Genomic DNA, 23203 nt, shown 5'->3' with positions numbered 1-23203 from the left:
ACGTCAAGGACCTATGTGACGGCGGGGTCTGGCCTTACTTGTTGAGGCTCATGACCCAGTGGGCGAAGCGCTCGGCTTCGTCGTCGGGAATGGCGTTCGCGGGCATGGGGATGTTCCCCCACTTACCGCTGCTGCCCTGGAGGATGCTCTTCTTGATCTTGGCGAGTGCGTCCGGATCGTTCCGGTACGACGCTGCAATTTCACGGAACGACGGCCCGACCTTCTTGCTGTTCATATCGTGACAGGCACGGCACGTCTGCTCGCTAGCCGACGGTGCGGCCCAGACGCTGCCGACGTGAACGGTCACAGCCATCGCCGCGACGAGACTCAACGAAACCTGGGAAAACTTCATGTTTACCTCGCAAATAAGCGATTCCCAGGGCCGAGGAATCGTGGTGGACTAAGGGAGTTTTTATGTATACATATTTATTCCAAAGAATACATTGAAATAATTCGGTGTACATGAAAGGTTTGGAAGTGGTTATTCCAAGGGGTTATAGCGGGGAGGATTTGCGGACAAATGGCGCGCGTGCTGCGGTCGCCCGCAAGGTCTCTTTCCAAACACTCACAGGTGTCGTGCCAAATCTTCGCTTCATCCGGAAATTTATTCCTGCTTCAATGAATTGGCTAACGACGGCATGGAACACCCAACATGCGCTCGGATGAGTGTGCAACGCACATCGCCGCTTTCATGCCGTCGTTTCTTTCGTCTGTCATTCAATTGGAGTCGGCACACATCATGAACAACTGGCCAGAAACCCTTTCCCACCTGAAAAAAGCTGCCGGTACGCTGGCACAAGTTAACCCGCCCGTTGTGAAGGCCTTTCAGGCGTTGAACCAATCGCTCGATCAGGGCACAGCGCTGGATGCAAAGACGCGCGAACTGATCGCCCTTGCGGTTGCCGTCACGACGCGCTGCGAAGGTTGTATTTCGTCGCACGCCGCTGCGGCGCAAAAGCTGGGGGCGTCGCGTGAAGAGGTCGCCGAAGCGCTGGGCACTGCGATCGCCTTGAATGCGGGCGCGGCCTTTGTCTACTCGACGAAGGCGCTCGAAGCGTACGATCAATTTGGCGGATGAGGCGCAGATAAACCGCTAAAAGCAACGCGGGCCGATCTGTTGACGATCGGCCCGTCGTTAAACAGAACAAGAACGCTATCTGCCGATTATTTTCTGTGAGGAAGGAAGCGTCGATCCAACGCGTAAGCGCCACCGCCGCGAGCCACCATATAGAGCGCAAGAAACGCCATGAGCACCGGGAATTCAATACCACGGTCGATCCACGGCCAGGTCGGTCCGAGTGCGTAGCTGATCCCCACCATCTCCAAAGCGAAGAGCAGCGCGACGGGGCGTGTGAGCAAACCCAGCGCGAGCATAATCGCGCCGACAGTCTCAAGCAGCATGACCAGGAATGCCAGTTGCGGCGCGAACGGTAACCCCATCACGTTCTGGATAAGGTTGATCGAACCGGCCATCGGGTTTGCCATGGAACCGTGCGATTCGCCCAGCACCTTGGGTAGGCCGTGCGTGAATAGCACGATGCCGAAAGCGACGCGCAGCAATGCATACAGCGCTGGCTCGCAGTGTTGGCAGATGCGTCGCCAAGCTGAGAACGACGCCAGCATGGGCGGTGCACTTTCTCGATTCGTCGCGTCGGTTGTCATCACGATTTCCAATCAGGTCCGGTAAGGCGGAGTGTCCCTGTTTGGCCGCCGGGGATAAATCCTGCAAATTTGGCTAGACAATTCAAATTGGGATAACAATCACCTCGCCGCTTCCCGTACCCTCGATTGGGCAGGCTCTCAAATTTCCGTGGCGCAAGTCCTCCGTTCATTGTCGTGACAACCGTGCCCCGTCGGAGCTAGCCACGATTTGTCACCAGGAAACCGCAGTCCAGGCACCCGCCCAAGGCTTTCCCTTCAGCATACAATCCGCCCCCACATCGTTTTGACGGTTGCCATCGTAGTTGCGGCTTACACGGTTCAGGACGCGACTTTAACCAAAGGAGCTGATCATGGCCGCCACCCCGACGCGCAAACGACTTGCGGCTAACGCATCCCGAGCGCGCTCTATCCGAAAAACCAGTCTTGCACCAAGCCGCTCGCTCTCCTCAAGTGGAAACCGTAAGCAGCCGTCTAGTGGGTTGGTGAAAGTTGTTACCACGCTCACGGGGGCCACCGCTGTGAGCCTTGCGGTGGCGCTCCTCACGCCCAGCGTGGTCGTTACGGTGATCGCAATGATCGTAGGGCTCATTGGCAGTGGCTTCCTCGTCAAGCGATACGGCTAAACATCGTTTCGCTGCATCCACGCGCATACGGAGCCGTTGGTCGGCTCCGTTTCCGTTTCTGGTTTTAGACGGCGTAAACGCACAAAGGGCTTCCCACTGGGAAGCCCTTTGTTTGTACTTGGCGGAGAGAGGGGGATTCGAACCCCCGATAGGCTATTAAAGTGGGGTGGGTGTGGCACGGAGCCCTGTGCAGCAAGGGATGCGGGGCAATCGTGTTTACTATTCCCGGCGTGATGCTATCGCAGTAAGTCTTTGAATTTAAAGACCACTGATTCTACGAATAGCAGGCCAACAGACAGCCTAGTGCAGGATTTTTGCCGCCAACGAAAGCCGCTCCGCTGTCGCGGCAAGGCGCTTGTCTCTAGTCCATAAAGCCGCCCCCGGAGTCAAACGCGTCGCGGCCAGCAGATGCACGTCCACGTAGCCGATCCCGAGGCCGAAGAGCGTTTGCTCACCAACGAATCGCAGCACCTCGTCATCCGTAGCAACGGTCACGCGAGGCAGATCCCCAAGCGTCGAAATCACGATCTCACGATTCTTCAAGCTTCCGAGAGCAAGCTCGCCGATGACGTACGGATGCGCCAGCACTCGTCCAGTCTCAAGCAACTGGACGAGTGCAGCATCACCTGATCGCAAATGATCAATCCAAACTGATGTGTCGACCAGAATCATGCAGGCTCCGTTTGGCGTCGCGGAATGTCACCAAGGTCAGCCTCGGTCCCCCCCAAACGAGCCAAGCGGCGGGCGCTTTCGCGCTCGATCAACGCCTTGAGCGCCTCTCGGATCAGCGCTGATTTTTCCTGCAAGCCGGTGAAGGCTTGAGCCTTCGCAAGAAGTTCATCATCAAGGGCCAACGTTGTACGCATACGACCTCCAAATTCAGACAGCACAATTATAGCATCGAATGATGCCCAAAATAGTGCCACCAAAGCAAACTTGCTCTTTCGCATTTTTGGTAAGATAATCTTACCAACTAGTAAAAACCACGCGAGGCGTATCGTGACACAGTCCGAACTGGAAAAGATGCTCATTGAGGCTGTCTCCAACATCCAAAAGGTAAGCGGCCGCGAAGAGACCGACGTGACCGCCGACACTGTCCCTCTGGATGACTTGCCGGGCTTCGACAGCTTGAACGGCGTCGAAATCACGGTTGACGTTATGGAGCAGCTCGAACTACCCCTTGAGGCAAATAACATTTTTGTCTCGGACGAAAAGCCGCTCTCGATTCGAGATGTCGCAAAAATGCTCTCGGATTCACATCCGAAATTGAACGGGAAAGTGGGAGTTTGAAATGTCTGTATCTGAGAGATTGAGGGAAGCTCGCGAAATCTCTGGATTGTCGCAGGGGCAAGTCGCGAAACGACTTGAAATGCACCGCCCCACCATTAGTGAGATCGAAGCGGGTCGACGAAAAGTTACGGCGGACGAGATAAATTTGTTCGCAGTACTTTATGATGTGTCAGTCGAATGGCTGATAAATGGCTCCGTAAAGGATGAAGCCGCGGACGCAAGAATAGTTATGGCCGCCCGAGAGTTGAGCAAGATGTCGGATCAAGATCTCGATCGCCTCATGAACATGCTTCGGATGATGAGAAAAGCTGAGGGCAAGTGATGTCGGACAAAAAGTCGCTGTTTACCAATGCTGTCGCCAAGGCACTACAGGTTCGCAAACGACTTGGCATCGCGCTGGAGGACGCTGTCTCACCTCTGGACGCCGCGGAAAAGCTGGGGGTAGAAGTCCGTCTAGTTGACCTTCCGTCAATGGAGGGCATGTACGTTTCGACCGGTCGCCCTACCATCGTACTTTCAAGCCTTCGGCCGTTTGGACGTCGAAATTTCACGTGCGCCCATGAGCTGGGACATCATGCCTTCGGGCATGGCGAGCAGTTTGACGAATTGATTAATGACCGCTCCTATCGGCGAGCAACTGATAGTAAAGAATTCCAGGCGGACGTATTCGCCGCATTCTTTCTAATGCCCAAAAGCGCGCTCGAAAGCGGAATGTTGCGCCGTGGCCTTAGCTATCCCTCCCTCGATCCGATGGCAATCTACCAGCTCGCAAATTGGTTAGGCGTCGGCTACTCGACGCTAGTTAACCATATGGTCAACGGATTGGGCACTATCTCGCGTGCCGCTGGCGAACTGCTCCTTCGCAGCTCACCACGAGATATCAGACTCACTTTGCTTGGCTCTGCGTCGTCCGCTCACCAAATGCTCCTCGCCGACTCCCATTGGTGCGGGCGACCTATCGACTGCGAAGTGGGTGACCTAATTCGCATACCGGCCAGCGCTCGCTACGAAGGCTCACTCGCATCCAGCCAGTTTCCAAGATTCGTTCGAGCTGAAGCCCCCGGCATCTCGCGAGTGGTGGATGAAAAAAGCAACTGGAGTTCTTTCGTTAGAGCGTCGTCAACAAATTACACCGGGCGCGCTTGCTTTCGCTTCGAAGAGGAAGTTCACGAATGACAAAACCACTCGTCAAATCAGCTCAAACAATATCCCAAGCATGGGCAGAGGTGTTTTTAGCGACGATGGAGAAGGGTGGAAGCCCTCGTCATCCAGTGATCGTCACCATTGATGGACTCGAAGATAACCATAATGTCGAAATTCCCTCGATACGCGAACGGCTCGACGCCGAACTTCTCGCATTCAAGCAAAGTACGTGCCTCACCGTGGCCAATACGATTTTCCCTATGTCGCTGTGGAATCCCGAAGCAGAAGACAATGCTGCCACCTTATATTCGCGGTATGAGAGAGCATGGCCCGGCATCAAAAAATGTCCGACGAATAAATACGGCGTTTATTTTCGAAGGATGACTTCATATCAACCCAAAGATTCTAAAACTTTCACCAATCAGCTTGAAAGTGTAATTGCATCCTACAAACAAGGGAATCATCGAAAAAGCGCGCTGCAATTGTCGATTTTTGACCCAACCCGGGACCACACAAATCAACGACAAAAAGGATTCCCATGTTTACAACAGGTTTCTTTTACACCTTTAAAAGGCGATCGCTTGTCAGTGACAGGGTTTTACGCTACTCAGTATCAGTTTGAGAAAGCATACGGAAACTACCTTGGGCTCTACTGGCTCGGAAAATTTGTCGCGAGTCAATTAGACATGTCGCTATCTCAAGTCATATGCTCCGCCGCAGTCTTATCTCGCGGCTCAAAAAAAGTCAATCAATTGAACTCGTTAGCGATTGACATAAAAAATTTGCTAATGAAGCAATGAAACAGACGACATAAACGAATGCAACAGGCGAAACATGACACGCACCGAAAAGTCAAGCGCGCCCAAACCTAAAAAATACAGTCGCTCAAAGCCGACGTTCACATCGCTTGCCCCAGCCGTCCCAACAGAGGTTTTTGATTCGTATTGGCGATTCGCAGCATTGCGACAGGATGTTTTTTTTTCGCGCATCGAGAAAAAGCCAAGACCCTGGTCGAAAGACCCAATACTGAACGAATATAAATTTACAAATGCATACAGAGCTTCTGATCGCGTTAGCCAGTATTTAATACGCAACGTGATTTATAGCTCGGAACGCAATCTAGAAGATATATTCTTCAGAATCCTACTATTCAAGTTATTCAATAAAATTGAAACATGGAAGCTTTTAGAGACAGCGCTTGGAGATATCAATTGGTCGACATATCGATATTCTGATTACGATCGCATTTTATCTGGCGCAATGGCAGCGAAAGCAACAATTTATTCTGCCGCATACATAATGGCGTCGGGACATCATATTTTTGGCGTCAATAGAAAGCATCAGGGGCATCTAAAATTACTCGAACTAATGCTCAACGATGCAGTACCACAACGAATTTCCGAATGTCGAAATATGCGCGAGGCGTTCGAACTTTTAAGATCCTATCCCTTGATAGGAGATTTCTTGGCGTACCAATTGGTTACCGACATTAACTATAGTGAACTGACATCATTTTCAGAAATGGAGTTCACAATCCCGGGCCCTGGCGCCCGTGATGGCATACGGAAGTGTTTCCATTCCCTTGGAGGACTTTCAGAAGTTGACATTATAAAAATAATGGCCGATCGACAGGAATATGAATTTGATCGACTTGGAATTGAATTTAAAAATCTCTGGGGTCGACGCCTTCAATTTATCGACATTCAAAACATATTCTGCGAGGTCGACAAATATGCAAGAGTCAAACACCCATTGATAGCCGGACTATCCGGACGCACTCGAATAAAACAGAAGTTTAGAGAAACTGAATTATCGATTGATTATTTCTATCCACCGAAATGGAATATTAATCTGCCTGCGACATCAAACTCTGGAAGCAATATCACACAACACGATTCACTTTTCTAATGGGGTGCAACGGTGCTGTTCTCAACTTATCAGAAGGAAGCGGAGAAGACGGATCAAACTGAAAATCGCAACTCCGACGCGATGACCAGCACCATGGTTCCACTATTGGGGCTCGCCGGCGAGGCCGGGAGTTTACTAACCGAGTATAAAAAATACTTAAGAGACGGGGCTGCTTACAAGATTTTTGATGAAAAAATCGCAGAAGAGCTTGGCGATATTCTTTGGTATGTCGCAACCATTGCAACCAGACAGGGCCTTGACCTTGAGTCAATTGCTAAGGGAAATCTCAGCAAAATATCAGATCGATGGTACGAGCATAGCAACCCATTGTTTGGTGCCAAGCTATTTGATGAAGAACTCTCGCAGAGTGAACAGTTCCCAAGAAAATTTGATGTTGTTGTACGGACTATCCGTGACGAAGATGGTAAGGAACGCGTAAAGCTGAGTCTGGATGGAGCCCCTCTTGGCGACGACCTGAGAGATAACACTTATGAGGATGACGGATATCGGCTTCATGACGTCTTCCACCTCTCCTACGTTGCGGTACTCGGCTGGTCCCCGGTAATGCGCAAGTTGTTCGGCAAGAAGCGGAAATCAAATCCGCAAGTTGATGAGAACGAGGACGGGGGACGTGCACAAGTTATTGATGAGGCTATCTCTGCACTTGTATTCGAAGTTGCTAGCAAGACCTCTTACTTCGACGACGTGACGACGCTTGATTACGATTTGCTGCGCACAATAAAAGGCCTTACCTCTAGGTTAGAAGTCGGTCGATGCTCAGGAAAGCAGTGGGAGGACGCCATCTTGAAGGGCTACAAGGTCTGGCGCGCATTAAGAGAGAGAGGCGAAGGGACGATCCACTGCGATCTAGTCCGGAGGACAATAAGCCTGCTTTGACGCTGTCGAACAAAGCGTTAGTTTGAGGGGGGGGAGGGCCGCTTGTGTATCGGAGCCCGCACACCTTCACCTGTTCGAGCCGAATACGAAGGGGTTCGCTCGGCGTCTGGCGATTTGCTACCGGCGACGCCCGACGGTCGCATCAAGGCATTGGAAAAGAAGGTCGTATGGACCGCGCCGAATCCGATCAAACCCCTTCACCACACCGCGGATCCAAGTCTGCGCGGGGTTTCCGAACTTCGAGAGCCTAATCGAGTAGTTTCCTCGCTCCTCGTCGCCCGTGCCGTCGTTGGCGATTTCGATGGTTCCCACGTGACGGCGTCGCGACTCATCGCCCCCCGGCACAACTTCAATCGTGACGCGAATCATGTCGTGTATCTCGTAGGCTTGTAATCGCCGAAGTCTAGCGAAATCGAACAGAGATGTCACTCGGGACCCGCCGAATTTGCTGTCATACCACCTTGAGGTACAACACTCTGCGAGATCCCACCTTGGCTAAGCAGACATCGCGGATTTTCGATACTTCTATGGATCCAGCCGCGTCCTATAGCACAAGCCTGTCGTGAAATCACGACTAGAATTTGCATCGCGCCGCACAGGAACTCGCCAACGAACCCTACATTTACTGGTGACGAGTATTCGAGAAGTCGATATTTCTCATACGTTTACGAGGATTGTCTCTGCCGACGAAACCCTACATTCATCCCTCCAAAAGTCCATGAGAACATTAGAGCGTACGTTTGAGAGTTTAGGAAGAATCTGCGAATAACCCGGTCCGAATCCCAGTGACGGCCTCGTGGCGTGAAGACACCCACCGTACGAGAAGAGTCCCTATTGACGCATCGGAATGATCTGAATCTCAACGAGTGACCTAGAATGCGACTCCGAACGCGTGGTGCCCTCAAAGTCGGATCGGTAATCTGGTTCCCGTCGCGCCCCAAACGCGACCGGGTTTGACGACCCGAACGGTCTTATCTCGGGCACACAGCCGCGATGTTTGCGGCTTTCGTGTGCGCTGTGCCACGCCTCGACGTCTACGGGCGGGCCTGGATTGGGACACCTTCGGGTGTGCCGCCTAATCCGAGTGACCAGCGGTTCGTCAACCTAGTCCAGTGCCCGCCCGCCCCTGCGCAATGCAGCGGGTGGCGGGAATCTCAGATTGGCTAGTTAGAGGTGCCCCGCATGACGCTTCATCTCCCCGCAGCTTCCTTAGTCCACGCTTCCGTCGACAGACTCAATACCCTCTCAGAACGCATCCTCGCGCTGACGATGTGTACCAACACCGACGCAGGCAAGGAAATACCTCATCGGTTCCTGCTCGCGATCTTCGAAGAGCTTGGCGAAATGACCGTCGAACTCGTCTGTGAATGCCACAAGTTGAAGGCTGATTGCCTCGACGCGTAGTCGTACCCCAGCAACTCATCCAACTCTGCCAACGGCATGGCCCCCCGCATGTTTCGGCTGTCTCTACAGCATTGCGCCACCCTCATGCGCTCTTGCTGTTTCAATTTCGCGCCAAGCCTTTCGCCATGCACGCCATCACTCCCCTCCCCGTCGCTTCAATCGGAATTTCCCCATATACGGTGCGTTCACGCGCTGCTTTAATAGCCCCACATTCTCGCCACGCTTCCATATGTGGCTTCCGATTGTGTTCAGTGCATAGCATCACCACTTCCGGCTACAGACGCTGGAAGTCAATTCGCGCTCAAGGGCGTTTGCTGGGGCATTTATACGAGAGCTCGGCCAAGATCCCATCGCGGGCAGTGTCCATCGTCGTACTGCGGCCATCATCCAAAAAATTCCCTTTCTCACCCAGCAGGTAAGACCGTCGTAACCCAACCTCACCCGTTGGTTCGTTCGTTGACGTTTGTACTTCTGTAAGCCGGTCGTCTTTCAGGACGTCTAGCGTCGGGAGTGTCAGCGCCGCACTCGGAGAGAGGGTTGCGTATGCGTGCCTTGCGGAGTCCGGGCGGTTGTCGCGCGGCTCAGCGCGGCTTGCGTGACCGAGCAGCGGGTATCACCTCCTGCGTCCGCCATCACCTCATACCTTTGCATTCTGGCCTTCATGCCAAGCCTTTCGGTCGTCCACGGCGCGCTATCGCTCGTCGTGTTCGTGAAAGGTTACTGACACGAGCTAGGAAGCACTGCGAGCGCCCGCCGCCCGCAGGGTCGAGGACGGCGGGCGCACGAAGTGCGCCCATAGACTTGAAGTAATAACACTTAACGTACAAGTCATCGGAATCGCAGGCCAGATCAGGCACCGCAGAAACTTACCCCCGAGCAATCAATGCGAAGGGAATGCCGATCACAGAGATTGAGGTTTGCGATGAATGACACCAACGTATTGGATTACTCGCCGTTCCGTCGTGAGTGGATTGTCCGTCGACGTGTGTTCGAAGATGGGCAAGTGGAGGCGTCTGCCGTTCGATTTGACCGCTACATGAAGACCCAGTCTATCCACCTTATGCCGCGAGCAAAGCGCGGTGAGTCTGAGGATGTTCACGAGAGCAGGTTAAGCGCGGCAAAGCGTGCTAAGCAGCAGGTCCGTCTTCGCTGCAAGGCCATCGGAGCCGACCGGATGATAACGCTCACGTACCGCGAGAACGTCCTCGACAAGAATCGAATCAAGCGCGACTTCGACTCTTTGCGACGTCTACTCGGTCGGATTCAAGACTTTCAGTATGTCGCCGTTCCCGAGCGCCAGAAACGCGGCGCTTGGCATCTGCACATAGCAGTGAAAGGGCGTCAGAACTATCGCGTCCTGCGCGCACTTTGGCTTCGCGTCGTGGGAGAGGGGAATGGCAACGTTGATGTGCGCAACCCGAATCGCGAAGTCGGCTTGCGCCACAAGATCGCCACATACATCGGGAAGTACATCGTCAAGAATTTTGACGAACACAAGCTCAATGAGAAGCGCTACTGGGCAAGTCGTGGCATCAAGATTCCTGAGCCGGAGACGATTCAACACTTTCTTGAGGATTGCCCTGTTCAGGCGATCGCTGCTGCATACGACGCAGCACTCTCCACCGGAGCCTCACTGGTTGGGCATCAGCAGCATTGGTGTCAGGCCGGAGGCTTCTTCTGGATGGCGACGCGTGAGCGGCCAGCGTCCTCAACGAAGGTGTAATAAGGAGCCTCGATGAGAAATCTATCCTCGATGTTTCTCGAACCGGAGGAAGTCGTTGCGCTCACCGGACGCCGCATGTACTCCGCTCAAGCGCGCGCACTGCGAATGATGGGCATTGAGCATCGCGTGCGGCCGAATGGCACGATTGTTGTCCTGAGTGAACACGTTGCCCTCGCGCTCGGTGCGCAAAGCGTTACAGCTGCGCGTGCCGCCTCCGTTGAACCGGATTGGAGGTCGATGAATGCCAAGAGAGCGTGACGCCCGAAACAAGGGGTTGCCCACGCGGTGGCGGCACATTGGTAACGCGTACTACTACCAAGTGCCGCCCGGTCTCGAATCGATGTGGGATGACAAGAAGACCTTTCGTCTTGGGTCTTCGCTGCCTGAGGCATATCGAGTGTGGGCCGACCGGCTTGGCGATCTGGAGAACATCCGGACCATGGACAAGCTGCTGGACCGATATACACGAGAGGTATTGCCAACCAAGGCAGTGACTACACAAGCACAGAACGCCTCCGCAGTGAAAGCGCTGAAACCTGTGTTCGGGCGAATGCCGCTCAACAGCATCAAGCCTCGTCACGTCTATCAGTACATCGATAAGCGCGAGGCAAAGGTGTCTGCCCGCCGCGAGATCGAAGTGCTATCGCACGCACTGACGAAGGCTGTCGAGTGGGGATACATCGACCGACATCCGTTCAAGGGCGAGCTACGGCTGGCAAGCATTCCGCCTCGAACTCGATACGTTGAAGACTGGGAGGTACTGGAATGCTTCTCGCTGACGTCGAAGCGAAAGGCTGGAAGCGTCCTCGCGATTCAGGCGTACATCCGCGTCAAGTTGCTCACGGGATTGCGTCGTGGCGATTTGCTTCGTTTGCGTCTCGATGACCTACAAGAGGACGGCATCCACGTCATGCCCGCCAAGACGGCCAACAGCACGCGCAAGCAGTTAATCATCGAATGGACTGACGCATTGCGAGAGGCCGTCGATGAAGCTAAGGCGGTCAGGCCGTGGAAACGGTCTGAGTGGTTATTTTGCACCCAGCGTGGCGATAGCTTCCTCAACGAGAAAACAGGTAGAGCGGGTTCGTGGGACTCGATGTGGCAAGGATTCATGCGGCGCGTATTGGCTGAGACAAAGCTCACGAACCGGTTTACCGAACACGACCTTAGAGCCAAATGTGCGAGCGACGCAGAATCACTGACGCACGCTCAAACACTTCTAGCCCATGCCGACAGTCGTCTAACAGCGAGGGTCTATCGCCGTAAGCCAGAGCGAGTAAAGCCACTTCGCTAGCCAGTCACATGACTCCAATACGTAGCGTTAAGCGCACATTTTCGTCTTCGCACTCTCCTCACTCTTCTTTATCGTCGGAATTTCGCTTGGCTCCAAAGTAATATCCAATGACGACGAAAACGACGTTCATCATCCCCGCCGTGAGGTCGTACTTTTCTTTGAAGGCGACTAGATAGCAAAGGGTCGCAACCAAGATGATCGCGATCACTGACGCAGCGTTGTTCTTGTCGGCAAACAGGTCGCCAATTACGAGTTGAAGCAAACCTCTTCGGCCAAACGTTCGCCACCACCACGGGTTTTCCTTGCGCGCACTCTTGTTAGGGGTCTGGCCTTCTTGATCGACAGGCTTGCTCATATTGTTCTCATTCGTGTTCAACTTACCCTCACGTGATCGTGGGTAGCTTGCGGGATCAGCCCAATCGAATAGTAAACATCCACCCAATAGTAAACGCACAAAGGGCCTCCCTACTGGGAAGCCCTTTGTTTGTTTTTGGCGGAGAGAGGGGGATTCGAACCCCCGATAGGCTATTAACCTATACACGCTTTCCAGGCGTGCGACTTAAACCGCTCATCCATCTCTCCTGAATGGTCGCGCATTATAGCAGGTCGGCAGCAACATCTCACCCTCTTTCGTGAAATGCAGCGTCAAATTCCTTTGGACGCCCGTCGTTACGGGCGTCGGAGATGGTCTACGAGATGGCGGTCTCGCTCGCTCGGGCGGCCACCCAGCAGGCTGAACGCGATCGCCACCGCAAAGCCCACCGGCACACCAAACGCCCCAGCCGAGATCGGGTCCACACCCCACCAACGGCTGCCCGCAAAGCCCGTCAGGCGGGTGAAGAACGGGTACGTCGTCATGATGTAGTACACGCACACAAGTAGCCCGCTGACCATGCCCGCCGTCGCGCCCAGCCTCGTCGTCCGCTTCCAGAACACCCCCAACACCAGCGCCGGGAACAGACACGACGCCGCCAACGAAAACGCCGCCCCCACCAAAAACAAAATGTTCCCGAGCTTCAGGGACGTCACGTACGACGCAAACATCGCCACGCATAACAGCAATATCTTCGACGTCGTCACCCGCTTCTGGCTCGATGCGTTCCGGTCCACCATGTGAAAGTAGACGTCGTGCGACAACGCATTCGCGATCGTCAGCAACAGACCATCCGCCGTCGACAATACCGCCGCCAGCGCACCCGCCGCCACCAACCCCGATATCACGTACGGCAGCCCCGCAATCTCCGGCCCCGCCAACACCAGCATGTCCGGCTGCATCCAGATCTCCCCCCACTGCACGACACCGTCGCGGTAGACGTCCGAGATGTCCAGTTGCACCGGCGTCGCGTGACGCCATTGCGTCACCCATCCCGGCAAGTTGTCGTAGCGCGCGCCGACGAGATGCAGCAGCACGTCGTACTTGAGCATCACCGCCAACGCCGGCGCACTCACATACAACAACGCGACGAAGAACAACGTCCATCCTACTGAGCTGCGTGCGCCTTGCACCGTCGCGGTCGTGCCGTAGCGCGTCAGGATGTGCGGCAAGCTCGCCGTCCCGATCATCAGACATACCATCAACAGCAAGAAATTCAGACGCTGCGAATTGCGCGTGGTGTCGTCGCGTGCCGGAAACGGCTCCGTCATCGCGCGTGGCGGTTCGCTGCGCTCCACATACTGGTTGCGCATCTCCAACCACTGGTTCTGCGCCTCACCCACGTCGCGCGGAAACGCCTCCAGCTTCGCTTCGAGTACCTTCACATCCCGCAGCGGACCATTGCGACGCTTCGTGTCCAGCAACTGCCGCTCCAACTCCGCCCGCTCACTAAAGAACGTGTCCGGTAATCCGTCCAGTCGCCGCTGCATCTGCTCTGCCTGCTCGCGGTAGTAGTCGCGCACCTCGCGCTCAGGCACGGAATTGCGCAGCTCCTTCTCCAGCACCTCGACCTTCGCCAGCGCCTCGCCGTAACTGAACTGCGGGAACCAGCCGTTGCCCGTCTGATGGCCGATCATCGCCGTCGGCACCAGGAACGCCGTGATCATGATGATGTACTGCGCCACCTGCGTCCAAGTCACTGCGCGCATACCGCCCAGAAACGAGCAGACGAGAATGCCCGCCAGCCCGAAGAAGATCCCGATGGTGAACTCGACACCGATGAAGCGCGACGCGATCAACCCCACGCCCTGAATCTGCGCGACGAGATACACGAACGAACACAGGATCGTCGAGAAGACACCCAACGCCCGCACCAGATTGCTGTCGTATCGCGTGCCAAGGAAGTCGGGCACCGTGTAGCGCCCCATCTTGCGCAAGTACGGGGCGAGCAGGAACGCCACCAGACAGTACCCACCCGTCCATCCCATGACGTAGGCAAGGCCGTCGTACCCAGAGACGTAAAGCGAACCCGCCAAGCCCATGAACGATGCGGCGCTCATCCAGTCCGCCGCGCAGGCCATCCCGTTGAACATCGGCGGCACGCGACGCCCGGCGACGTAGTACTCGGTCGCGTCGGACGTCCGCGAGATGAGACCGATCACCGCATACACGGCAATCGTCACGAAAAGAAAGGCGTAGCCGATCCATACGCCCGGGCCGTTGACGCGCTCGAGCAAGCCGATCATCAGCACGAACGCGAGAAATCCCGCCGTGTAATACAGGTAGTAGCGCAGCAGCCTGCGCGTGAAACTCATCGGTAGGTTTGCGCCGAGGCGGCGCGAGTGGAAGCACTGCCAGCGCTACGTGATGTGGCGGGTGCCATCGCACGCTCCAGCGTGTCGTCCGGCAGGCCGAGGCTGTCACGACGCGCTTCCCGTAACCTGTGCAACGCGTCGCGGTAACGCGCATCGTTGAGACGCTGCATCAACGCGTAGACGATGATGAGGCCAATGTCGATCAGGATCGAACCCTGCGCCCCCATGTAAAACGGCAACGGCCAGCCAGCGAATCGCATCGTCACCCACTCTCGCGCCCAGAACTGCGGCACGAACGTCACGACAAAACCAATCACCATCAGCACCGCCACCAGCCACAACGTCCGACGCCAGTGACGCGCCGCAATCGCGGTAGCTTCGCCATGCCAGTCGATATCGATGTCAGCAGAGGATACCGAAGGCGAACCACCGGGACCGGGATTCGCATCCGTCGACTGGGACTCGGTCCCGTGCTTGTCGATGTCACCAATCGCAGCAGCGGCGATCGGCGACGCGTCGTCCTGCTCGTCAGCTTTGCCCGCCCCCAACAACGAACGCGGCCCGCCCGCTGACGTGATATCAGCGGACAGGCCGTTGGCGTCGTGGGATTCCGGCGCAGCAGCGTTGCCGTGTGCGCCGGACCGCGAGCGTGTCGTCATTGCCGGCGAAGCGGATCGAACCCGCGCTTACTGCGCCTGCTTCAACTGGTCCAGAATGGCCGGGTTTTCAAGCGTCGACGTGTCCTGGGTGATCTCTTCACCCTTCGCAATCACACGCAGCAAACGACGCATGATCTTGCCCGAGCGCGTCTTCGGCAGGTTGTCACCGAAACGGATGTCCTTCGGCTTGGCGATCGGACCGATCTCCTTGCCCACCCAGTTACGCAGCTCCAACGCCAATTGCTTGGCTTCGTCACCCGTCGGACGCGAACGCTTGAGCACCACGAACGCGACAATCGCCTCGCCCGTCGTGTCGTCCGGACGCCCCACCACCGCAGCCTCAGCCACAATCGGGTTCGCCACCAGCGCCGACTCGATTTCCATCGTGCCCATGCGGTGACCCGACACGTTCAGCACGTCGTCGATACGGCCCATGATCGTGAAGTAGCCGGTCTTCGCATCGCGAATCGAACCGTCACCCGCCAGATAGATCTTGCCGCCCAGCTCCTGCGGGAAGTAGCTCGACTTGTAACGCTCCGGATCGCCCCAGATCGTACGAATCATCGACGGCCACGGACGCTTGATCACCAGCATCCCGCCCTGACCGTTCGGCACGTCCTGACCGGTTTCGTCGACGATAGCCACCGCAACACCCGGCAGACCCAGCGTGCACGAACCCGGCACCAGCGGCGTCGCGCCCGGCAACGGCGTGATTACGTGACCGCCCGTCTCCGTCTGCCACCACGTGTCGACGATCGGGCAACGACCGTGACCGACGTTCTCGTAGTACCACATCCACGCTTCCGGATTGATCGGTTCGCCGACCGACCCAAGAATGCGCAGCGACGACAGGTCGTACTGCTTCGGATGCACTTCCGGCGTCTGCTCCGCCGCCTTGATCAGCGAACGGATGGCCGTCGGCGCGGTGTAGAACACCGTCACCTTGTGACGGTCGATCATTTCCCAGAAACGGCCCGCGTTCGGATACGTCGGTACGCCCTCGAACACGACCTGCGTCGCACCCACTGCCAGTGGGCCGTACGCGATGTACGTGTGACCGGTGATCCAGCCGATGTCGGCCGTGCACCAGAAGATGTCGTCCGGCTTCATGTCGAACGTCCACTGCATCGTGAGCGACGCCCACAGCAGATAGCCGCCGGTGCTGTGCTGAACGCCCTTCGGCTTGCCCGTCGAGCCCGACGTATAGAGGATGAACAGCGGATGCTCAGCGCTCACCCACTCCGGCTCGCACTGGTCCGACTGCGTGGCGACGAGGTCTTGCAACACTTCGTCACGGCCCGCTTGCATGGCGACGTTGCCGCCCGTGCGACGGTAGACGATCACCGACTTCACGTGTTCGCAGCCGCCCATCGCGAGGGCTTCGTCGACGATGGCCTTCAGGGGCAGTGCCTTGCCGCCGCGCATCTGCTCGTCGGCGGTGACGATCGCGACAGCGCCGGCGTCGATCACGCGTTCGTTGAGCGATTTGGCGGAGAAACCACCGAACACGACCGAGTGAGTCGCGCCGATGCGGGCACACGCCTGCATCGCGACCACGCCTTCAATCGACATCGGCATGTAAATGACCACGCGGTCACCCTTTTTCACGCCCTTTGCCTTGAGCGCGTTCGCAAAGCGGTTCACGCGCGCGAGCAGGTCGCGATAGGTGACAGGGGTCACCGTGCCGTCGTCGGCTTCGAAAAGGATGGCGGGTTTGTCGCCCAGGCCCGCTTCGATCTGGCGGTCCAGGCAATTGTAGGAAGCGTTGATCTGTCCGTCTTCGAACCACGTATAGAACGGGGCGTTGGTCTCGTCGAGGACTTTGGTGAACGGCTTGTGCCAGGCCAGATTCTCACGCGCCTGACGCGCCCAGAATCCCTCGTAATCCTTCTCGGCCTCGGCGCACAGCGCCTCATAGGCGGGCATGCCGGAAATGTTCGCTTTGGCGACCAGCGCCTGCGGCGGCGCGAAAACGCGCTGCTCCTGCAATACCGATTCAATTGCTGCCATGAGTTGTCCCCTCTTATGGATATGCAAATACCATTGCAATCAAGCCAAAACACATCGCTATCGTCACCTAACGTCACATTAAGACGAGCGACTTACTAACGCCTTACACTGGTGCATTCGACTCCCGTGCCTTGCGTGCGGGGCTCACGCAAAACGCGTTGTCGCAGTGCAGCAAAGTGTGGCGTAATCGCTACAATCCTACGCTTATCACCCTCGTCCCGCCACCCCGGAATCGCCCGGAGCGCCCGTGAATTCGACATCTACGCCTCAAACGACCCGGCCCAACCCCACGGCCACGCACGCCGCACCGACCGGCACCGACCGCCTGTTCGCCCGATTTCCGAGTTTTGCGCTGGCGCTGGCGATGACGTTCGTCGGCACCAATGTCGGGATCGGCAAGACGATGGTCGCGGTCATGCCAGTGGCTGCCTTCGCGCTCTGGCGCTTCGTCATCGCCATCATTGCGCTTGCGCCGCGCTACCGGCCATCAAGCATGCGACGCGTCACCCGCAGCCAATGGGGCCACCTCTTCGTGCAGACGTTCTTCGGCACGTTCCTCTTCACGTTACTCATGCTCTACGGCGTGCGCATGACGACGGCCACCGCAGCCGGCGTCATCACCGCGACACTACCCGCCTGCGTCGCGCTGCTGTCCTGGGCCGTGCTGCGCGAACACCCGTCGCGACGCACACTCATCAGCATCGGGCTGGCGATCGCGGGCGTTGCGCTGCTCAACGCCTCGCGAGGCGACGCCCACGGCGCGGGTGGGGCCGACGCTACCAGCGGGGCATGGCTCGGTAACGCCCTGGTGCTCGGCGCGGTGGTCTGCGAAGCGATTTACGTGATCGTCTCGAAACGCCTTGCGGCGGAACTCTCGGCCATCGATATCTGCGCCTATACGCACCTGATCGGCGGCGCGCTGATGCTACCGCTGGGCATCGTCGGGCTGATGGCCGTGGATTATTCGGCCCTCACGCCGGGGCACTGGGCGCTGATCGTCTGGTACGGACTCGCCGCAAGCGTCTTCTCGTTCTTCCTGTGGATGCGCGGGATTCGCCATGTCAGCGCGCAGCTTGCGGGGGTCTTTACGGCCATGGTGCCGGTCGCGGCCACGGCCTACGGCGTGATCTTTCTGGGCGAGCGGCTGTCCGTCGCGCAGGGCAGCGCGCTGGCGTTGACGGTCGCAGGGATCGTGCTCGCGGCGCTACCGTCCGCCGGATCGCGAAAGACGCTATTGCCAGCCCGAGACTGAATCGGACGCGGTGTCGCCGCCAAGACGTTGTAAAATGCCCGCCATGCCGGATAGCGCGCCGCGCTATCCGTGCCCGTGCACTTTGCTTGCGATTTGCGTAACCGATAACTAGAGCCCGCGTCACGAGGCGCAGGTCAACACCCCTTCAAAATAGCCATGTCGACTCCTGGCCGCCCGTCTGATGCGCCGCCGCGCAGCATTCGTCCGATGCGCCCTCTGCCCCGCGTCATCTTCTTCAGCCGCTGGCTGCAACTGCCGCTGTACCTCGGGCTGATCGCCGCGCAAGGCGTCTACGTCTACAAATTCCTCGTCGAACTGTTCCACCTGGTGACGCACGCCGCCACCTTCGACGAAACGCAGATCATGCTCGTCGTGCTCGGCCTGATCGACGTGGTGATGATCTCGAACCTGCTCATCATGGTGATCATCGGCGGCTATGAGACCTTCGTCTCGCGCCTCGGCGTGGAAGGCCACCCCGACGAGCCCGAATGGCTCGATCACGTGAACGCCGGCGTGCTCAAGGTGAAGCTGTCGATGGCGCTCATCAGCATCTCGTCGATTCATCTGCTCAAGACGTTCATCGATGCGTCCCAGCAAACGCCGCACACCATCATGTGGCAAGTGATCATTCACTGCGCTTTCCTGCTTTCCGCCGTTGTCATGGCCTACGTCAACAAGATGACGAACGACAGCCATGCGCCCGCGTATGCGAGCGCGCAGCATTGAACAGCATTCAGTCGTAGCAAGTCAGTACAAAAAAACCAGTCCCCACTAAGTCGAGAGCCGTTTCATGTCTACCGTCATTAAAGAAGACGACGTCATTCAGAGCGTCGCCGGTGCCCTGCAGTACATCAGCTACTACCATCCGGACGATTACATCCAGGCACTGGGTCGCGCCTACGAGGCCGAAGAAAGCCCCGCTGCCAAGGACGCCATCGCGCAGATCCTGACCAACAGCCGCATGTGCGCCGAAGGCCGCCGTCCGCTGTGCCAGGACACCGGCATCGTGACCGTGTTCGTGAAGGTCGGCATGAACGTGCGCTGGGACGCCAAGCGCAGCCTCACCGACATGATCAACGAAGGCGTGCGTCAGGCTTACATGCACCCGGACAACGTGCTGCGCGCCTCGATCGTCGCGCCGCCGGAAGCCGGTCGCAAGAACACGAAGGACAACACGCCCGCCGTCATCCACTACGAAATCGTGGAAGGCGACAAGGTCGACATCACGGTCGCAGCCAAAGGCGGCGGCTCGGAGAACAAGTCGAAGTTCGTGATGCTCAACCCGTCCGACTCGATCGTCGACTGGGTCGTGAAGACGGTCCCGACGATGGGTGCCGGCTGGTGCCCGCCGGGCATGCTCGGCATCGGTATCGGCGGCACGGCCGAGAAGGCCATGGTCCTCGCGAAGGAATCGCTGATGGACCCGATCGATATCCATGACGTGATCAAGCGCGGCCCGCAAAACTGGAACGAAGAGCTGCGTATCGAGCTGTTCGAGAAGGTCAACGCACTGGGCATCGGCGCGCAGGGCCTCGGCGGTCTGGCCACCGTGCTCGACGTCAAGATCCTCGACTACCCGACGCACGCCGCCTCCAAGCCGGTCGCCATGATCCCGAACTGCGCAGCGACGCGTCACGCGCACTTCACGCTGGATGGCTCGGGCCCGTCGTTCCTCGCCGCACCGTCGCTCGACGCCTGGCCGAACGTCCACTGGGCACCGAACACGGAAACCAGCAAGCGCGTCGATCTGGACACGCTCACGCCGGAAGAAATCACGAGCTGGAAGCCGGGTCAGACCCTGCTGCTCTCGGGCAAGATGCTCACGGGCCGCGACGCTGCGCACAAGCGCATCGCCGACATGGTCGCCAAGGGCGAACCGCTGCCGGTGGACTTCAAGGGCCGTGCAATTTATTACGTCGGCCCGGTCGATCCGGTGCGCGACGAAGTCGTCGGCCCGGCAGGCCCGACCACGTCGACCCGCATGGACAAGTTCTCCGATCTGATGCTCGGCAAGCTCGGCCTGTCGGTGATGATCGGCAAGTCGGAACGTGGCCCCGCAGCGATTGAAGCCATCAAGAAGCAAAAGGCCGCTTATCTGATGGCCGTCGGTGGTGCCGCCTACCTCGTGTCGAAGGCGATTCGCGGCGCGCGCGTGCTGGCCTTCGAAGACCTCGGCATGGAAGCCATCTACGAGTTCGACGTGAAGGACATGCCGGTGACGGTGGCCGTCGATTCGACCGGTGTCTCGGTGCACCAGACCGGCCCGAAGGAATGGCAAGCCAAGATCGGCAAGATTCCGGTCGCAGCTGAGTAACTCCGGCTAAGTCTGACGTGACGTCAGTCAGTTGGAAAAGCCCGGATTCGTCCGGGCTTTTTTTCGTCTTCCGTAGAGTGGTCGACTGCAGTTGCGACGGTGAGGAATGTCACGGAAGCGAGCGAGAATAACTCGCATTACCATTCACGAAAAGCCTTGTGGGGCTTGGCTTTCCGCGCTTTTCAGGCTACTCTTCAACCGCTCGCAAATTGCTTAAGACAGGGATCCAAAATGAAAGGCGACAAGAAAGTCCTCGAACTCCTCAACGCCCAGCTCACGAACGAGCTGACGGCGATCAACCAGTACTTTCTGCACGCCCGCATGTACAACCATTGGGGCCTGACCAAGCTGGGCAAGCACGAGTACGACGAATCCATCGGTGAAATGAAGCACGCCGACAAGCTGATCGAACGCATCTTCATGCTCGACGGCCTGCCGAACCTGCAAGATCTGCACAAGCTGCTCATCGGTGAGAACACCGAAGAAATTCTGCAGTGCGATCTGAAGCTCGAATACCTCTCGCAGAAGACCTGCAAGGAAGGCGTTGCTCACTGCGAAAGCGTGAAGGACTTCGTCTCGCGCGAAATCTTCAACGAGATCCTGCACGACACCGAAGAGCACATCGACTGGCTGGAAACGCAGATCGATCTCATCGGCAAGGTCGGCATTCAGAATTACCAGCAGTCGGGCATGGCGTCGTTCGAAGAATAAGCCCGACACCCCGCAAAACCCAGATAATAAAAGCGCATCACCGCACTGTAGGCACCGTATCCTCCGATATCGGGTCGCAGGCTTTGCGCTAGAATTTCAGGGCCGGCAACTTGCCGGCCCTTTTTCATTTGCCATGCCCTCCAACGCGCCGATTGGCGTCTTCGATTCCGGCCTCGGTGGCCTCTCGGTCCTTCAGGCCGTTCGCGCTCTGCTTCCGCACGAGTCGCTCATCTATGTCGCCGACTCTCGCTACGCACCGTACGGGGAACGCCCGGACGCCTTCATCGAGCAACGCAGTCTCGCCATCGGTCGATGGCTGCGCGAGCACGGTGCCAAGGCATTCGTCGTGGCCTGCAATACGGCGACGGCGCATGGCGTGGCGGCACTACGGGCCGACGACGCGTGGCCGGTCGTCGGTGTCGAACCCGGGATCAAACCGGCTGCCGCCACGTCGCGCAGCGGTGTGATCGGCGTGTTGGCCACGGCCGCCACGCTGCGCAGCGCCCGCTTCGCGAATTTGCTCGCGCGTCACACCGCGCAAGGGCAGCGCTTCCTGTGTCAGCCCGGGCATGGACTGGTCGAGCGCATCGAAGCCGGGGATGTCGATTCACCCGCGGTGATGGCGCTGCTCGACAAGTACATCGCGCCCATGATTGCCGAAGGGGCCGACACGCTCGTGCTCGGCTGTACGCATTACCCCTTCCTGATTCCCGCCATCCAACAACAATTCGGCACGGCGCTCACGCTGATCGACACGGGTGCCGCCATCGCCCGCCAGCTTCAGCGCCGTCTTGAAGATGCCGATCTGGCAGCCCCCGCAATATCGGGTGCAAACGCAGGTGCCAGCGGCAGCATCCAGCTGTTCACCACCGCCAACGCCATGGCACTGCAAACCATGGCAGATCGACTGATGCCCGACGCGCCCGCCGCCTCCGGTTCGACAGATGCAACCGGCGAGCTCGACCTATCCGCCACATCCGGCACGGTTTCCCGCCACCCCACCGCACCCCGCGTAGCCACCGTCGAGATTGCGGAAACCGCGCCGCAAGCCGCAGCCGGTCTGGCTTTGCCGTAAAACCCTCCCATCATTCCCGCTTGACATCCTGTCCGTATATCCATGAGGGGTATATGGGATAGGCCAATGGCGCTTGCAAAAGGCGCCAACTTAAATAATAATTATTCTCATTAGTGTTACATTTTGACGTTTCCATCATGATCGTCTGCGTCTGTAAATCCGTTTCCGACCGTCAGATCAAGGCTTGCCTCGACGCCGGTGCTACCACCATGGAAGATCTTCAGATCGACCTTGGCGTTGCATTGTGCTGCGGCAAGTGCGGTCCGTATGTCCAGGAGATGGTGACCGGTGCCACGCCGTGCTGTGGTCGCTCGTGCGGTGGCTGCTGCCAGTCCGCACATGTCGAGACGACGCAAGTCGAAGTCGTGATGGTGCGTCAGGAACTCGCACTGGCAGCGTAATCGTAGTAAGCGCGCTGTATGCGCGCTCGCCGTACACGGGTCTTCGAACCCACGGAATCCGCCTGCGTGACCGGCATCGACTGAGGTCATGGGGCAACGGAGCCAGCCAGGCGTCTTCAGGCGTCATGCGCCAGCCAGCGACTTGTCAC

The 23203-nt window shown here is 57.6% G+C and carries 26 protein-coding genes and 1 tRNA gene; 18 read left to right on the top strand and 9 right to left on the bottom strand.

From position 1 onward, the window contains the following. Positions 1-34: 34 nt before the first annotated feature. Entirely contained in the window at positions 35-352 is a 318-nt protein-coding gene (locus PAQ31011_RS10620; RefSeq protein WP_150575730.1) for a c-type cytochrome, read from the bottom strand. Positions 353-736: 384 nt separating this feature from the next. On the opposite strand from PAQ31011_RS10620, the gene PAQ31011_RS10615 reads away from it, so the two are divergent. Beyond that, positions 737-1078 (top strand): carboxymuconolactone decarboxylase family protein, encoded by a 342-nt coding sequence (locus PAQ31011_RS10615; protein ID WP_150575856.1) that lies wholly within the window; start codon positions 737-739, stop codon positions 1076-1078. Between the two features lie 86 nt (positions 1079-1164). On the opposite strand, the gene PAQ31011_RS10610 is transcribed toward PAQ31011_RS10615, so the two are convergent. Further along, a complete protein-coding gene (locus tag PAQ31011_RS10610; protein ID WP_217424851.1) occupies positions 1165-1662 on the bottom strand; it encodes a DoxX family protein in 498 nt (165 codons plus the stop codon). A gap of 482 nt (positions 1663-2144) precedes the next feature. Between PAQ31011_RS10610 and PAQ31011_RS26355 the strand changes: the two genes are divergently transcribed. Then, a complete protein-coding gene (locus PAQ31011_RS26355) occupies positions 2145-2285 on the top strand; it encodes a hypothetical protein (RefSeq protein ID WP_174990065.1) in 141 nt (46 codons plus the stop codon). A gap of 300 nt (positions 2286-2585) precedes the next feature. On the opposite strand, the gene PAQ31011_RS10605 is transcribed toward PAQ31011_RS26355, so the two are convergent. Next, a complete protein-coding gene (locus tag PAQ31011_RS10605; protein ID WP_150575729.1) occupies positions 2586-2957 on the bottom strand; it encodes a type II toxin-antitoxin system VapC family toxin in 372 nt (123 codons plus the stop codon). After that, positions 2954-3151: a type II toxin-antitoxin system VapB family antitoxin gene (locus PAQ31011_RS10600; protein WP_039408500.1), complete on the bottom strand. Its 198-nt coding sequence runs from the start codon at positions 3149-3151 to the stop codon at positions 2954-2956. The genes PAQ31011_RS10605 and PAQ31011_RS10600 overlap by 4 nt, the downstream gene beginning before the upstream one ends. A gap of 157 nt (positions 3152-3308) precedes the next feature. Between PAQ31011_RS10600 and PAQ31011_RS10595 the strand changes: the two genes are divergently transcribed. The 10 genes from PAQ31011_RS10595 (at position 3309) to PAQ31011_RS10550 (ending at position 11944) form a co-directional block, all read left to right on the top strand. After that, the gene (locus tag PAQ31011_RS10595; RefSeq protein WP_150575728.1) at positions 3309-3575 is read left to right on the top strand and encodes an acyl carrier protein; all 267 of its coding nucleotides are present in this window, start codon (positions 3309-3311) and stop codon (positions 3573-3575) included. A gap of 1 nt (position 3576) precedes the next feature. Further along, positions 3577-3897 carry a helix-turn-helix domain-containing protein gene (locus PAQ31011_RS10590; protein WP_150575727.1) on the top strand — a complete coding sequence of 107 codons (321 nt, stop codon included), beginning with the start codon at positions 3577-3579 and terminating at the stop codon, positions 3895-3897. After that, entirely contained in the window at positions 3897-4751 is an 855-nt protein-coding gene (locus tag PAQ31011_RS10585) for an ImmA/IrrE family metallo-endopeptidase (protein WP_150575726.1), read from the top strand. The genes PAQ31011_RS10590 and PAQ31011_RS10585 overlap by 1 nt, the downstream gene beginning before the upstream one ends. Continuing rightward, positions 4748-5518 carry a thymidylate synthase gene (locus tag PAQ31011_RS10580; protein ID WP_150575725.1) on the top strand — a complete coding sequence of 257 codons (771 nt, stop codon included), beginning with the start codon at positions 4748-4750 and terminating at the stop codon, positions 5516-5518. Before PAQ31011_RS10585 ends, PAQ31011_RS10580 begins: the two co-directional genes overlap by 4 nt. A 34-nt stretch (positions 5519-5552) precedes the next feature. Then, positions 5553-6626: a nucleotide kinase domain-containing protein gene (locus tag PAQ31011_RS10575; protein WP_174990063.1), complete on the top strand. Its 1074-nt coding sequence runs from the start codon at positions 5553-5555 to the stop codon at positions 6624-6626. A gap of 12 nt (positions 6627-6638) precedes the next feature. Further along, positions 6639-7523, top strand: a complete 885-nt coding sequence (locus tag PAQ31011_RS10570) for a nucleoside triphosphate pyrophosphohydrolase family protein (RefSeq protein ID WP_150575724.1) — start codon at positions 6639-6641, stop codon at positions 7521-7523. Positions 7524-8705: 1182 nt separating this feature from the next. Then, positions 8706-8927, top strand: a complete 222-nt coding sequence (locus PAQ31011_RS10565; protein WP_150575723.1) for a hypothetical protein — start codon at positions 8706-8708, stop codon at positions 8925-8927. Positions 8928-9849: 922 nt separating this feature from the next. Continuing rightward, on the top strand, positions 9850-10650 hold the full coding sequence (locus PAQ31011_RS10560) for a rolling circle replication-associated protein (protein WP_174990061.1): 801 nt from the start codon (positions 9850-9852) through the stop codon (positions 10648-10650). Positions 10651-10680: 30 nt separating this feature from the next. After that, positions 10681-10908, top strand: a complete 228-nt coding sequence (locus PAQ31011_RS10555; protein ID WP_246179468.1) for a DUF4224 domain-containing protein — start codon at positions 10681-10683, stop codon at positions 10906-10908. 181 nt (positions 10909-11089) lie between these two features. Further along, positions 11090-11944 carry a tyrosine-type recombinase/integrase gene (locus PAQ31011_RS10550; protein ID WP_246179467.1) on the top strand — a complete coding sequence of 285 codons (855 nt, stop codon included), beginning with the start codon at positions 11090-11092 and terminating at the stop codon, positions 11942-11944. A gap of 58 nt (positions 11945-12002) precedes the next feature. On the opposite strand, the gene PAQ31011_RS10545 is transcribed toward PAQ31011_RS10550, so the two are convergent. The 5 genes from PAQ31011_RS10545 to acs all read right to left on the bottom strand — a co-directional run bounded on the left by PAQ31011_RS10545 (position 12003) and on the right by acs (position 17301). Beyond that, positions 12003-12299: a hypothetical protein gene (locus PAQ31011_RS10545; protein ID WP_150575720.1), complete on the bottom strand. Its 297-nt coding sequence runs from the start codon at positions 12297-12299 to the stop codon at positions 12003-12005. A gap of 136 nt (positions 12300-12435) precedes the next feature. After that, positions 12436-12526, bottom strand: a tRNA-Ser gene (locus PAQ31011_RS10540). Between the two features lie 87 nt (positions 12527-12613). Further along, complete coding sequence (locus PAQ31011_RS10535) at positions 12614-14632, bottom strand: sodium:solute symporter family protein (protein ID WP_150575719.1); 2019 nt, start codon at positions 14630-14632, stop codon at positions 12614-12616. Next, on the bottom strand, positions 14629-15291 hold the full coding sequence (locus PAQ31011_RS10530) for a DUF4212 domain-containing protein (RefSeq protein ID WP_150575718.1): 663 nt from the start codon (positions 15289-15291) through the stop codon (positions 14629-14631). Before PAQ31011_RS10530 ends, PAQ31011_RS10535 begins: the two co-directional genes overlap by 4 nt. Positions 15292-15318: 27 nt before the next feature. Beyond that, positions 15319-17301 (bottom strand): acetate--CoA ligase, encoded by a 1983-nt coding sequence (gene acs, locus PAQ31011_RS10525; protein ID WP_150575717.1) that lies wholly within the window; start codon positions 17299-17301, stop codon positions 15319-15321. 325 nt (positions 17302-17626) lie between these two features. On the opposite strand from acs, the gene PAQ31011_RS10520 reads away from it, so the two are divergent. The 6 genes from PAQ31011_RS10520 to PAQ31011_RS10495 all read left to right on the top strand — a co-directional run bounded on the left by PAQ31011_RS10520 (position 17627) and on the right by PAQ31011_RS10495 (position 23054). Further along, a complete protein-coding gene (locus PAQ31011_RS10520) occupies positions 17627-18553 on the top strand; it encodes a DMT family transporter (RefSeq protein WP_281349993.1) in 927 nt (308 codons plus the stop codon). Between the two features lie 156 nt (positions 18554-18709). Continuing rightward, positions 18710-19279, top strand: coding sequence for a TIGR00645 family protein (locus tag PAQ31011_RS10515; RefSeq protein WP_150575716.1), 570 nt, complete (start codon positions 18710-18712; stop codon positions 19277-19279). 64 nt (positions 19280-19343) lie between these two features. Continuing rightward, positions 19344-20867, top strand: coding sequence for a fumarate hydratase (locus PAQ31011_RS10510; protein ID WP_150575715.1), 1524 nt, complete (start codon positions 19344-19346; stop codon positions 20865-20867). 231 nt (positions 20868-21098) lie between these two features. Beyond that, positions 21099-21578 (top strand): bacterioferritin, encoded by a 480-nt coding sequence (bfr, locus tag PAQ31011_RS10505; protein WP_039396360.1) that lies wholly within the window; start codon positions 21099-21101, stop codon positions 21576-21578. A 133-nt stretch (positions 21579-21711) separates the two neighbouring features. Beyond that, entirely contained in the window at positions 21712-22653 is a 942-nt protein-coding gene (murI, locus tag PAQ31011_RS10500; RefSeq protein WP_150575714.1) for a glutamate racemase, read from the top strand. A gap of 137 nt (positions 22654-22790) precedes the next feature. Further along, positions 22791-23054 (top strand): (2Fe-2S)-binding protein, encoded by a 264-nt coding sequence (locus PAQ31011_RS10495; protein ID WP_150575713.1) that lies wholly within the window; start codon positions 22791-22793, stop codon positions 23052-23054. Positions 23055-23203: the final 149 nt, after the last annotated feature.

Source organism: Pandoraea aquatica (genome assembly GCF_902459565.1).
Taxonomy (GTDB): Bacteria; Pseudomonadota; Gammaproteobacteria; order Burkholderiales; family Burkholderiaceae; genus Pandoraea; species Pandoraea aquatica.
This window is presented reverse-complemented; position numbering and strand designations above follow the sequence as displayed.